This is a genomic window from Photobacterium sp. OFAV2-7 (assembly GCF_022347985.1).
In the GTDB taxonomy this organism is placed as follows: domain Bacteria; phylum Pseudomonadota; class Gammaproteobacteria; order Enterobacterales; family Vibrionaceae; genus Photobacterium.
The window spans coordinates 1-13,547 of the sequence record NZ_JAKRFQ010000047.1 but is presented as its reverse complement, the minus strand read 5'-3'; the positions used below and the strand labels follow the sequence as shown (position 1 = coordinate 13,547).

The window sequence follows — 13,547 nt, the reverse complement described above, 5'->3', positions numbered from 1 at the left end:
CGACAACTATCGACTGACCATGTCACGCATGTGGCAACAACAGTGGTTGCTGCAATACCAGAACCAAGAAACAATCACTACAGCACTGGAACGAATGGCTCTCCGGCGCCCCAAACTGCACCAGTTGGCGAATTGCCCAGTGCTGATAGACAGGCATTACGACACCCTTGAGCAGCAATTCCATGCCATTTATCCGCAAGTGATCCGGGCGACACACAATTACCGTTCGCAGCAATAATCCCCATCAGATAAAAAAAGGAGCGCCAAAGCGCTCCTGAGGTCATAACATAAGAAGAGGTCTTTCTATTGTTATGTGTCACATCAATCTCTGTAGCAAACGCTACGGATAACCCCAAATAACAACGAGTTGCTAGGATAAAGCTAATTTAGAACTGATCTTCCTCTGTCGACCCTGTCAGCGCCGTCACGGAAGACTGACCTCCCTGAATGGTATTGGTCATCTTGTCGAAATAGCCAGTACCGACCTCCTGCTGGTGAGCAACGAAGGTATAGCCCTTCTCGGCCGCCTCGAACTCAGGACGCTGTACTTTCTCGACATAGTGACGCATGCCTTCACCCTGGGCATAGTCGTGAGCCAGCTCGAACATGTTGAACCACATGTTATGGATGCCGGCCAGCGTAATAAACTGGTACTTGTAGCCCATATCAGCCAGTTCCTGCTGGAACTTGGCGATAGTTTCAGCGTCAAGGTTTTTCTCCCAGTTAAACGATGGCGAGCAGTTGTAGGCAAGCAACTGATCCGGGTACTGCTCATGAATCGCTTCGGCGAACTTGCGCGCCTCTTCGAGACAAGGCGTTGCCGTTTCACACCAGATCAAATCTGCATACGGTGCATAGGCCAGGCCACGAGCAATCGCCTGGTCAATACCGGCGCGAACCCGGTAGAAACCTTCAGCGGTACGCTCGCCTTCAATAAAGTCCTTATCATACGGGTCACAGTCCGAGGTCAGCAAGTCAGCCGCATTGGCATCAGTTCGGGCAATAACCAGCGTGGTCGTGCCTGCCACATCCGCCGCCAAGCGGGCTGCCACGAGTTTCTGTACCGCCTCCTGGGTAGGCACCAGCACCTTGCCGCCCATATGACCACATTTCTTCACCGATGCCAGTTGATCTTCGAAGTGAACCCCTGCTGCACCAGCATCAATCATATTGCGCATCAGCTCGTAGGCATTGAGAACGCCACCAAAACCGGCCTCGGCATCGGCAACAATCGGCAAGAAGTAATCAATCCCCTCTTCCGGGCTACCACCGTTCGACCACTGGATCTGGTCAGCACGGCGGAAGGAATTGTTGATGCGTTTCACCACTGCCGGCACCGAGTCAACCGGATATAAAGACTGATCTGGGTACATAGTCGATGCAGTATTGTTATCGGCAGCGACCTGCCACCCTGACAGATAAATGGCCTCTATACCGGCTTTCGCCTGCTGGACCGCCTGACCGCCGGTCAGCGCCCCCAGGCAATTTACATATCCTTTCTTCGCCGAGCCATTGACCAGATCCCAAAGCTTGTCAGCGCCGCGCTGAGCGATTGTGTTGGCCGGTGCAAAAGAACCACGAAGGTTAATCACCTCTTCGGCCGTATAAGTACGTTTTACGTTTTTCCAACGTGGATTCTCAGCCCAATCTTTTTCAATAGCTTCAATTTGTTGCTGGCGAGTCAATGTCATAATGATGTCCCTCGTTTCATTTGGCGATAATCCGTTTAACGTTTTCGTTATCGGTAGACTTCTTTTCTCAGGCTTGTTCAGGCACTGCCAACAACACAACAAGCAGTTGCCCGTTTTTTACTGTCATTCTGCTACTTCAGATACTCATAACCGGGCAAGGTCAGGAAGTTCACGAGCTCGTCACTGGTCGTTAGCTGCGACATCAACATCGCCGCTTCCTGGTATTGCCCCTGATTGAATATGTCAGTGCCCAACTCCTGTTCGAGCACGACCATTTCTTCGCTTAGCATCTGCTCAAATAAGGACTTGGTAACCACTTCCCCATTGCTCAATGCCTTACCGTGCTTGATCCACTGCCAAATCGACGCCCGAGAGATTTCTGCCGTGGCAGCATCTTCCATCAGACCATAAATTGGCACGCAGCCGTTGCCGGAAATCCAGGCTTCAATGTATTGCACCGCGACTCGAATGTTATGGCGCATGCCCTCATCAGTCCGGTCTCCATCACACGGTTCCAGTAACTCCTCAGCAGTAATCGGCGCATCGTCTTCGCGACTGACATCCAGCTGGTTTTGCCTTGTACCCAATGTGTCATCGAAAATAGCACGGGCCGTATCTGCCAGGCCGGGATGGGCTACCCAGGTTCCGTCATGGCCGTTATTGGCTTCCAGCGCCTTGTCTGTCTGGATCTTGTTGAGCACCCATTCATTGCGCTCCGGATCTTTCGACGGGATAAAGGCGGCCATTCCTCCCATTGCAAACGCGCCTCGGCGGTGACAGGTACGAACCAGCAACCGGGAGTATGCGTTCAGAAACGGTTTCTCCATCGTCACCACCTGACGGTCCGGCAAAATCCGATCTGGGTGGTTTCGCAGTGTTTTGATATAGCTAAAGATATAGTCCCAGCGCCCGCAATTCAGACCGACAATATGATCTTTCAGGCTGTAGAGGATCTCATCCATCTCAAATACCGCCGGCAGCGTTTCTATCAGAACCGTGGCTTTTATCGTCCCTCGCGGCAAACCAAATTCATCTTCGGTAAAGCTAAATACATCGCTCCACCACGCAGCCTCCTGGTAAGCCTGCAGCTTGGGAAGATAAAAGTAAGGGCCGCTGCCTTTTGCCAATAACTGCTTGTAGTTATGGTAAAAGTACAAGGCAAAATCAAATAAAGATCCGGGAATTGGTTCGCCCTGCCACAACAGATGCTTCTCCGGCAGGTGCAGGCCTCGAACCCGGCAAATCAAAACAGCTGGATTATCATTTAGCTGATACTCCTTCCCTGTTTCCGGATTGGTGTAGGCAATCGTGCCATTAACGGCATCACGCAAGTTTCGCTGGCCCTCCAATACTTCATCCCAGGCCGGTGCAAACGAGTCTTCAAAGTCAGCCATGAACACTTTGACATTGGCATTGAGAGCATTGATCACCATCTTGCGTTCAACCGGCCCGGTAATTTCAACCCGGCGATCCTGGAGATCGTCCGGGATATTACGAATAATCCAATTCCCAGCACGAATATCAGCAGTATCTTCAAGAAAGTCCGGTAAGCCGCCAGCATCTATAGCTAGCTGACGACGCTCTCGGGCAGCCATCAGCTCCGGGATACGTGACGCAAAGCGCTGCACCAATCGCTCCACGAACTGAAAGGCATCTTCACTTAAAATCTCTTTCTGCTGCTCAGTTAATAGCGTTTGCAGAGATAGCTTTACTTCATGGTTAGGTGGCGTTTGTGTATCCGTCATTTTTCGCTCCCTTGCAGCTGTAACTTAATCACCACTTTTATCAGCAGTCAGTATCAGGGTTATTCTGACACCGGTTGTCTTAACGCTTTATTTACGTTGCCGCAACAAATTGGCAATTGCAAATAACCCTGTTTGTTAGGCCAAAGACCAATCACCATCTAATTATTTAAAATCAATAACTTAGATAAAATAGAGCAATAACTCAAAACACTGAATTAAAACAATTTTCAGGGAAATACTCGGTTTTTGGCAGGAAAGACAAATTGACAGCAAAATGTAACCAGTTACGTAATTTAGTTACAGAACAAGCCAATTCAAACCTCTGTATAAAAAGGCGTTTCAAACGTGGCAATGAGCTAAACACGGGCTACTATCGATTAAATAACAACCAGTTATTCGACAGTGTGAAACCATTTTTATACATTGCTGGAATAGTTGCGTAATCAATCAATTTCATTTATTCGCAAAACGAAACAGAATAAACCTACAAAAAGCCTTGTTTATAAAGAAAAAAATGGAATTTAAATATATCGCCGGAAGTGCTGGACTTAGAATAAAGTGCTGACAGAACGAAAAATCTGCCAGCACATTGTCGGCGAGGCTACAAAAGCCCCTCAACAATCTCGGCAAGTCGATGGAAGGTACGACTGCGACTCGAGGTAGGACGCCAGACAAGGCCGATTTCACGGTAAGCCTCCTGACCAGGCGGTTCAATGATCACCAGGTTCTGATTATCCAAAATCCCATGATCGATGGCCATCTGTGGAATGAAGGTCGTACCCAATCCATTCGCAACCATTTGAACTAAGGTATGTAGACTAGTGGCCGTAAACGGATTTATCTTCTCCTTACTAGTCAGCTTACAGGCAGAAACTGCGTGCTCAGTCAGGCAGTGCTCTTTCTCTAGCAAAAATACCGACTCATCCGGTAAGTCCGCATAGCGTAACGGCACATTAACCTGCTCTGCCTGATTCTTGCTGATAACCATCTTGAAGGCATCACGTCCCACTGTCTGGCTGTGCATTCCGTTGATTTCAACCGGCAGCGCTAGTATCAATACGTCCATCTCGCCATTGCGGAGGGCAGCCAGCAGGTTGGTGGTCGTATCTTCACGCAACAATAGGTTAAGGCTTGGATGCAGGCGGTTCACCTCCTGGACAAGATCACACAATAAAAAAGGAGCAATAGTGGGAATACAGCCGACCCGCAACTGACCGTCCATACCGTCACCGGTACAATTTGACAGCTCCATCAAATCCTGGCTGCGGGCAAGCAGTTCCCGGCTTCGGATCACTACGTCTTCCCCCATAGAGGTAAACACCAGTGACTTGTTATCACGCTCGATAAGCTGGCAACCTATGAGTTCCTCAAGGTTCTGAACTCCCGAGCTCAATGTTGATTGACTGACAAAGCACTTCTTGGCGGCTTCACCAAAGTGACGAGTTTCAAATAAAGTAACTAAGTAATGTAGCTGCTTGAGAGAAGGAAATTTATTCATCGCATTTTTCGATTACATCAATCTATTTATTCCGCTTTTTCCAATCTAACAGTTTAGTTATAGTTTGTCTCGTCCAAACACGGAGCCAACCAAGAAGGTCGGCAACAACCGAATATTTCAGGAGCACCATAATGGTACTAGTAGGTCGTCAAGCACCAGATTTTACTGCTGCAGCTGTTCTAGGTAACGGCGAAATCGTTGATAACTTCAACTTTGCAGAGTTTACTAAAGGTAAAAAAGCGGTAGTTTTCTTCTACCCACTAGACTTCACTTTCGTTTGCCCATCTGAGCTAATCGCTTTCGACAAGCGTTTCGAAGATTTCCAGGCAAAAGGCGTTGAAGTAATCGGTGTTTCTATCGATTCTCAGTTCTCTCACAATGCATGGCGTAACACTGCTGTTGAAGACGGCGGTATCGGTCAGGTTAAGTACCCTCTAATCGCTGACGTTAAGCACGAAATCTGCAAAGCGTACGATGTAGAGCACCCAGAAGCAGGTGTTGCTTTCCGCGGTTCTTTCCTAATCGACGAAGATGGTCTTGTACGTCACCAAGTAGTTAACGACCTACCACTAGGCCGTAACATCGATGAAATGCTACGCATGGTTGACGCACTAAACTTCCACCAGAAGAACGGTGAAGTTTGCCCGGCGCAGTGGGAAGAAGGCAAAGCTGGTATGGATGCATCGCCAAAAGGTGTTGCTGACTACCTATCTGAGCACACTGCAGACCTAGGTAAGTAATTACCCATTAACACCATGCTCACGGTGTTAATTAGGCAACAAACGCAATAGCGTAAAGCCAAAGTCAGCCTAACGGCAAAAAAACAATGAGGCCCGGATACACCGGGCCCTTTTTATTTCTCGCATCTCGCATCTCGCATCTCGCATCTCGCATCTCGCATCTCTAATTATTCTTGATCTAATTAATCCTCTGGCAAACAAAGATCCACTACACTGCTTCCATCATCTACAGCCCTGATTAACCGTCATGAAAATTCAACACCTAGAAGTTTGTATCGATAATATCGAGTCGCTGCATTACGCCCAGCAAGGCGGCGCAACACGTATCGAGCTCTGCTCGTCTCTTGCACTTGGTGGTCTAACTCCAAGTATCGGCTTTATGAAACAAGCAGCCTGGCACGCCTCTATTCCCGTCTATGCCATGATTCGGCCACGCCAGGGGGATTTTTTATTTTCGAGTGATGATATAGAAATCATGCTGGCAGACATTCATGCCGCCAAGCAAGCTGGCTTACAAGGCGTAGTCGTCGGTGTGCTCGATGCCCACAGCCTGGTGGACGAAGACTGCTTGCGCAGTTTGATAAAAGAAGCCGGCGGGTTGGGAGTGACCTTCCACCGTGCTATTGACCAGTGCATTGACCCGATGACCGCCCTCGATAGCATCATGAGCGCAGGCTGCGAGCGAGTACTTACCTCCGGTTTGCAGGCCAATGCCAGAGACGGGGTAGACATGATGGCTCAGATGGTCGACTACTGTGGCTCCAATCTCAGTATTATGGCGGGGGCCGGTATCACGTCAGACAATGTTGCCGAGATTGTTCGAAAAAGTGGGGTAAAGGAAATACACCTATCAGGGAAAAATACCCGTCCAAGCCAGATGCTTCAATATGTGAATCAGGCACATATGGGCAGCAGCAGTGTCGATGACTTTACAATCCCCGTTACCTCCGCAGAAAAAATTGCGGCAGTCATTCGCTCTCTAAAAAAATAACTGCAATGTAAACAGCCTGCGCTAAGGCAGGCTGTTTGACTAACTTGTTATCCGCTTTAATTACCAACCAATAACATCTTTGGCAGGATGCGAAGTGTCAGGAGCAATCATAAATGACTTATTCTGTGAAAGTGCGCTTGCATCACATGTCTCATCAGAAATCTTGGTGTCCGGATCCAGCAGATAAGCAGTTGTCTTTTGGTCAACACAGCTAATATTGCTGTAGCTGAAACCATGATCAACATAATTATCAACGGTAATCAGTGATGCCGAATTACCAAAAGCATCAACCATCTCCTCAGCCCAGCTATACGGAGTAGCCGGATCATATTGACCACCAATGATAAGGATCTGCTGACCTCCAAGCGCTGATTCCATATTTGAAACAGTTGCAATAGGATCTCGTTTGGCTGGCCAATCAATGCACATACCCGCTGTAGAGTAGTATGTGTTCAGACCATAAAGCGCTGAAGCTAGAATATAGCGATCTTTTGAGTTAACTATCTCATTAGTTGTTAGAGGAGAACTCTCATCAGTACAAACCACGGCCTTAAATAACGCACTACCACGAAGATCATCAGGTGATGTTGAGAGGTGTGAAACAAATGGCCAATCATCATTATCCGATAACGCTTTTTTTATCGGCGCGGCACTGTCTTGAACCAATAACGTCATTAGTCCGGGCTTTATTTTTTGCCAGTCCCCCGATGTTTCCCGAGCTACTGTCAAGCCAAGTGTAAAGCTCCCTTCTGCTAGCGTTAGATCCACATCATTGGCTGAGTACGTTGAGTTAGCAAAGAGGCTATCAACGATAGTCTGATAGCGGCTACTGAGTGCGAAGTCATGCCCTAAACGGTAATCAGCAGCCTTTCCATAGCCAGCCGTATTATCAACCCGCATTTCGATGTAGTTATCATCCAATGGCGACATTGATGAATCAAGCACAATAGCACGCACCTTATCGGGGAAAGTATGCGCATACAGTGAACCAAGCCGAGTACCGTATGAATAACCCAGGAACGTCAGCTTTTCATCGCCTAGCAGGTTCCGCAGCATATCCATATCTTTCACAACAGTGTTACTACCTAAAAATGGCGCAACTTGAGAATAAGTAGCAGAACAATCGCCCTGTTTATTGCTTTGCGCAACGGCACAGTCAGTTAACTCTTTGGCAAAAACACTCTGGCCGGTGCCGCGAGGATCCATGCCAACAATATCAAAGCGATCCAGGATTTCCTTTGGCAATTCCTTCTCAACCATGTACCCAGCCCCACTTACCGCCTCCGCACTCGGGCCTCCGAAATTAAGCAATAGCGCACCGATTCGATTGGCAGGATCATTGGCTTTATGTACACCATAATAAATATCAACCTGCTCACCATTCGGATTATTATAATCTTTTGGTGCTTTCATAAAGCCGCAAGTCATATTAGAAGGGCAAGCCTGTGTCGGGTAGTTATCCTTAGCAAACTGGCTGTCCCCTCCGCCACCACCACATCCAACTAACGAAAGACTAACCAATAACCCTAGCGTTTTCCTGTACATCTTTATTCCTTTTTTATTTTTCTAATCAATTAATTGAAACGTTTATATTTCATACGCCGAATATGAACACAATTAAATATAAATATCAATGACATCCAACCAGCACATCCCAACCGAAAATAGATCAATCGTAATATTTCTTCCTTTGATCACATTTCACTCAACAAGACCAGAGCAAACTAGCAACTGCAAACAAGTTCATTCGTCATGTTCATAATTCAGGATTATTCTTAAGGAAGTAAAACCATACAGTCACCAGCAAACGGAGTGCGAAATGACCTCTGACAAAACCGTCAAAAAGCTCAAGAAGAAAGACTATGAAGATGAGCTAAAACGCTTACAGGTTGAGCTCGTTAAATTGCAAGAATGGATAAAGCACAGTGGTTTAAAGGTGGTGGTTATTTTTGAAGGCCGAGATGCGGCAGGGAAAGGCGGCGTCATTAAGCGGATCACCGAAAAGCTCAACCCGCGGGTTTGTCGCATTGTAGCCTTACCGGCACCTACCGAAAAAGAGAAAACCCAGTGGTACTTTCAGCGTTATGTTGCCCACCTGCCTTCAGCCGGAGAAATGGTTCTGTTTGATCGCAGCTGGTATAACCGCGCCGGAGTCGAAAAAGTAATGGGCTTTTGCACCGACAATGAATACGAGGAGTTTCTCCGTTCATGCCCGGAGTTTGAGCGCATGCTGCAGCGCTCGGGGATCATTTTGCTGAAATACTGGTTCTCGGTATCAGACGAAGAACAAGAGGCCCGCTTCCTTGAGCGTATACATACGCCAATAAAACGTTGGAAGTTCAGCCCGATGGATCTTGAATCCCGCAACCGCTGGGCTGAATACTCGGCGGCCAAAGACCGTATGTTTGCCTATACCGATACCAAACAGTGTCCGTGGTGGGTGGTCGATGCCGATGACAAGAAGAAAGCCCGCATCAACTGTATCTCCCATTTACTGTCCCACATTCCCTATGAAGAGATCCACTACCCCCATATCGATCTCCCCGATGTCAACAAGGAAGGCTATGTCAGGGCACCGGCAGACAGCCAAACCTTTGTGCCGAATCTGTTCAGCAAAGACTAAATCGCTTATCTCTCCGGCTCAACTTCAAAGTCGGAGAGTCATTTACCAATAGAGAATTACCAGAAGATTACAGAGCTAACACTTACAGTTCGAGAGCGCACGAAGAAGCGCTACTTCAAAATACTCTCAATCTCTTCCTGGCTGGTATGGCGGATATCCTTACCTTTGACAAAGTAGATAATGTATTCACAAATATTCTGGCATCGGTCACCGACCCGTTCGATGGAACGGGCTGACCACATCACCTGCAGTACATTCGGGATAGAACGTGGGTCTTCCATCATATAAGTCATAAGCTGACGAATAATGGCTTCGTATTCGCGGTCAATCCGGTCATCCTCCTGATAGACCTCGATAGCCGCCTTAACATCCATTCGGGCGAAGGCATCCAGCACCTCGTGCAGCATCCTGACGGCATGCTGCCCCAGCGCTTCGAGTGATACCAGCAAGTTATATTGCTTGTTGGTGAAGTTCTCCAATGCCACCTTGGCGATGCTTTCTGCAACATCACCGATCCGCTCCAGATCGGTAATGGTCTTGATGATCGCAATCACCAGCCGCAGATCACTGGCTGTCGGCTGGCGCTTGGCAATGATCCGGGTACAGGCTTCATCAATCGCCACTTCCATCGCGTTGACCTTGTGATCATCTTTGATCACCCGCTTGGCCAGTTCGGCATCCTGCTTGTGCATCGCCTTGAGTGCATCGGCCAGTTGCTGCTCGACCAAGCCCCCCATTGCCAGCACATGCGTACGGATGCTTTCCAGCTCCGCATTAAACTGGCCGGAAATATGACGGCCAAGACTTAGATTATCCAACATGGTTTGTTTCCTTAACCGTATCGACCAGTAATATAGTCTTCTGTTCGTTTCTCTTTGGGCGTGGTGAAAATGTCATTGGTATTGGCATATTCCACCAGCTCGCCCATATGCATAAATGCCGTGTTATCTGACACCCGCGCGGCCTGCTGCATGTTATGGGTAACAATTATCACCGTGTACTTGGTCTTGAGCTCATTGATCAGCTCTTCGATTGTCAGGGTCGAGATCGGATCCAGAGCCGAGGTTGGTTCATCCAGCAGCAATACCTCTGGTTCAATCGCTATCGCCCGGGCTATCACCAGGCGCTGCTGCTGGCCCCCCGAGAGCCCGAAGGCATTTTCATGGAGGCGGTCTTTGACCTCATCCCACAAGGCCGCACCACGCAGGGAGTTTTCGACGGCATCATCAAGCACACGGCGCTCTTTGATCCCCTGGAGGCGCAAGCCATAAATCACATTCTCATAGATGGATTTAGGAAACGGGTTCGGCCGCTGAAATACCATACCGACCCGACGGCGCAAAGAGGCTACATCCACCTTGCTGTCATAGATGTTCTGCCCGTGTAGCATGATTTTGCCTTCGACGATGCAGCCCTCAACCAACTCGTTCATCCGGTTGATACAACGCAGCAAGGTCGACTTGCCGCAACCGGACGGACCGATAAACGAAGTAACCTGTCCCTTGGCTATCCGCATATTGATATTATACAGAGCCTGTTGCTTGCCATAATGCAGATCGAGCCCCTCAATCGACATGGCCGTTTTCTCTTCGGGTAACTTGGTTAAATCTTGAGGCCGAAACAGCCCCATGGTCGAGTTAATTGAAAACATGTAAGTTACTGTATCCCCGTTATTGTTCCAAAGAGCGGTACTTTTCCCGTAAGTGGTTTCGAATACCAATCGCCGTCAGGTTTAACCCTACAATCACCGTCACCAACAAAAACGAGGTGGCATACACCAAGGGCCGGGCTGCTTCGACATTGGGACTTTGAAAGCCGACATCATAGATATGATAGCCAAGGTGCATAAACTTGCGATCCAGATGCAAATAGGGAAAAAGGTTATCAACCGGTAACGTCGGTGCCATTTTGACGACCCCGACCAACATCAAAGGAGCCACTTCACCCGCGGCTCTGGCAACCGCCAGAATAAGCCCTGTCATTATAGCCGGGCTCGCCATCGGTAACACGATTCGCCATAGGGTTTCAGCCTGGGTGGCTCCCAGTGCCAGCGAACCATGACGCACCGAATTCGGGATCCGTGCCAAGCCTTCTTCCGTCGAGACAATCACTACAGGTAGCGTCAGAATAGCCAGTGTTAAGGCCGACCATAAAATACCCGGTGTACCGAAAGTGGGAGCCGGCAACTGATCAGAGAAAAAGATTTCGTCAATCGTTCCACCAACCATATAAACAAAAAAGCCCAGACCAAATACACCGTAGACAATAGACGGCACACCAGCCAGGTTGATAACGGCTACCCTGATTAGCTTGGTAAACCGGTTTTTCCCTGCGTACTCATGCAAGTAAATTGCAGCCATAACCCCTAACGGGGTGACAATAACACTCATCAACAGCACCATAAACACAGTGCCGAAAATCGCCGGGAACACCCCGCCCTCGGTATTGGCCTCTCGGGGATCCTCGCTGACAAATTTGCCAACCTGACGTCCCCAGTGGGCCACTTTTTCTATTGTCGTTAAGTTGTTCGGGTACCAGATATCCAGCACTTGTTCGAGAGGCAGTTTCACCATGGTACCGGCCATATCGCGCACCAGCAGCGCATCTTTGTCCAGCAGCTTGCGCAGTGCCATCATTCGCAGCTCTATATCAGCATAGCGCTGCTCCAGCTGAAGCCGCTGAGCCGTAATAGCTGGCTGCTTACCCTGTCGACGTTCTTGCTGACGCAGTTGATCAAGCTGGTGGTTAATGGCCGCTACATCCGTTTTCAGTAGTGAGTCAATTTCACTACGAACCCGATCAGCATCCAGTAGCCCTTGCTCTAACTCTCCAAGCGACTTGCTCTGGCCATCATCGATAAAACTAACCGGATAGCCATAAAACTTGCCGTTTTTGATCCGGTCGATAACGGCAATATTATCGGCTAGCGTCTGGCTGGTAATCTGCGTCTCTAGCAGGGTAATAAAATCGAGTTCAACCCGCTCACGGTTACCGGTCTTGATCAGGTAACGAAAAACCCGATCCCCTTCGATGGCCGAGACATCCACACCGGCTTCGGCCAACTGACGTACCGAAACAGATTTAGTTTCATAAATCTCACCGATAATCGCCTGCTTGTTGCCGTTGATATCAACATCAAACTGGTACACGGGCGCCGGCCAGAAGTAGCTCAGCCCCTTCCAGCCTATCAACAGCAGCAACCCCAATACGGCAACCAAGCTCAGGCTAACTGCACCAGCCGTCAGCCATATCCATGGAGAACCCGATTTAAACCAATTACCCATCACTTAGTATGTTTCATATTATTTATCTGTTAGCGAGTGCTCACATTATAGCGAGCTGTATTTTTCGCGAAGCCGCTGACGGACCAGTTCTGCAATCGTGTTGAAAATGAAGGTAAACACAAACAGCACAAAGGCAGCCAGGAACAATACCCGATAATGCGAACTGCCTACCTCGGTCTCTGGCATCTCAATCGCAATGGTTGCCGACAACGTCCGCAAACCTTCCAATATGTTCCAGTCCATGATTGGCGTATTCCCGGTTGCCATCAGCACAATCATGGTTTCACCGACTGCCCGTCCAAGGCCCATCATGATGGCGGAGAAGATGCCCGGACTAGCCGTTAGCAACACAACACGGGTCAATGTCTGCCAATGTGTCGCGCCCAGCGCCAAAGAACCGCTGGTTAAATGCCCCGGTACCGAGAAAATCGCATCTTCGGCAATCGTAAATATTGTCGGGATCACCGCAAAGCCCATCGCAATACCCACGACAAGCGTATTACGCTGGTCATAACCTATGCCCCACTCGTTAGTCAGGTACATACGCATATCACCTTCAAACAGCCACTGCTCAACATAGGGGCTAACTTCCAGGCACACATAAACCAACAGCACAATCATCGGCATCAGCAATATGATATGCAGTCCATTTGGCAAACGGTGACGCCACGGCCCCGGAAGCAAGGACCAGCCGATCCCGACCAGCATCATCATCAAGGGAAAGGCCACAATGATCATTGCAATGCCGGGCAGGTACTCTTCAACGATAGGGGCCAGCCAAATACCGGCCAGAAAGCCCAGGATCACTGTCGGCAATGCTTCCATAATCTCAACCGTCGGCTTGATCACCCGGCGCATTTTGGAAGACATGAAATAAGCGGTATAAATTGCCCCGGCCAAAGCCATCGGAATAGCAAAGAACATCGCATAGACGGCTGCTTTTAGGGTACCGAATACGACAGGCACCAAACTGAG

The 13,547-nt window shown here is 48.8% G+C and carries 12 protein-coding genes; 4 read left to right on the top strand and 8 right to left on the bottom strand.

Annotation, left to right across the window (positions count from 1 at the left end; genetic code table 11):
- Positions 1-238: ACP phosphodiesterase (locus MHN01_RS05580; protein ID WP_239410408.1), on the top strand; the 238-nt coding region annotated here is incomplete at its 5' end.
- A gap of 148 nt (positions 239-386) precedes the next feature.
- On the opposite strand, the gene aceA is transcribed toward MHN01_RS05580, so the two are convergent.
- From aceA to MHN01_RS05565, 3 genes are all read right to left on the bottom strand, one after another.
- A complete protein-coding gene (aceA, locus tag MHN01_RS05575) occupies positions 387-1,691 on the bottom strand; it encodes an isocitrate lyase (RefSeq protein WP_239410407.1) in 1,305 nt (434 codons plus the stop codon).
- A 131-nt stretch (positions 1,692-1,822) separates the two neighbouring features.
- Complete coding sequence (gene aceB, locus MHN01_RS05570; protein ID WP_239410406.1) at positions 1,823-3,436, bottom strand: malate synthase A; 1,614 nt, start codon at positions 3,434-3,436, stop codon at positions 1,823-1,825.
- Between the two features lie 601 nt (positions 3,437-4,037).
- On the bottom strand, positions 4,038-4,934 hold the full coding sequence (locus MHN01_RS05565) for a hydrogen peroxide-inducible genes activator (RefSeq protein ID WP_075763626.1): 897 nt from the start codon (positions 4,932-4,934) through the stop codon (positions 4,038-4,040).
- Positions 4,935-5,065: 131 nt separating this feature from the next.
- On the opposite strand from MHN01_RS05565, the gene MHN01_RS05560 reads away from it, so the two are divergent.
- Entirely contained in the window at positions 5,066-5,674 is a 609-nt protein-coding gene (locus tag MHN01_RS05560; RefSeq protein WP_075763625.1) for a peroxiredoxin C, read from the top strand.
- Positions 5,675-5,921: 247 nt separating this feature from the next.
- Positions 5,922-6,665 (top strand): copper homeostasis protein CutC, encoded by a 744-nt coding sequence (locus MHN01_RS05555; RefSeq protein WP_239410405.1) that lies wholly within the window; start codon positions 5,922-5,924, stop codon positions 6,663-6,665.
- 60 nt (positions 6,666-6,725) lie between these two features.
- On the opposite strand, the gene MHN01_RS05550 is transcribed toward MHN01_RS05555, so the two are convergent.
- Positions 6,726-8,210, bottom strand: coding sequence for an alpha/beta hydrolase (locus MHN01_RS05550; RefSeq protein ID WP_239410404.1), 1,485 nt, complete (start codon positions 8,208-8,210; stop codon positions 6,726-6,728).
- A gap of 274 nt (positions 8,211-8,484) precedes the next feature.
- On the opposite strand from MHN01_RS05550, the gene ppk2 reads away from it, so the two are divergent.
- On the top strand, positions 8,485-9,288 hold the full coding sequence (gene ppk2 / locus MHN01_RS05545; RefSeq protein ID WP_239410403.1) for a polyphosphate kinase 2: 804 nt from the start codon (positions 8,485-8,487) through the stop codon (positions 9,286-9,288).
- Positions 9,289-9,398: 110 nt separating this feature from the next.
- Here ppk2 and phoU read toward each other — a convergent pair whose 3' ends face one another.
- The 4 genes from phoU to MHN01_RS05525 form a co-directional block, all read right to left on the bottom strand.
- Positions 9,399-10,109 (bottom strand): phosphate signaling complex protein PhoU, encoded by a 711-nt coding sequence (phoU, locus tag MHN01_RS05540; RefSeq protein WP_075763621.1) that lies wholly within the window; start codon positions 10,107-10,109, stop codon positions 9,399-9,401.
- Positions 10,110-10,120: 11 nt separating this feature from the next.
- On the bottom strand, positions 10,121-10,939 hold the full coding sequence (pstB, locus tag MHN01_RS05535) for a phosphate ABC transporter ATP-binding protein PstB (protein ID WP_239410402.1): 819 nt from the start codon (positions 10,937-10,939) through the stop codon (positions 10,121-10,123).
- A gap of 19 nt (positions 10,940-10,958) precedes the next feature.
- Positions 10,959-12,572: a phosphate ABC transporter permease PstA gene (gene pstA / locus MHN01_RS05530; RefSeq protein WP_239410401.1), complete on the bottom strand. Its 1,614-nt coding sequence runs from the start codon at positions 12,570-12,572 to the stop codon at positions 10,959-10,961.
- A gap of 45 nt (positions 12,573-12,617) precedes the next feature.
- Positions 12,618-13,547: ABC transporter permease subunit (locus tag MHN01_RS05525; protein WP_239410400.1), on the bottom strand; the 930-nt coding region annotated here is incomplete at its 5' end.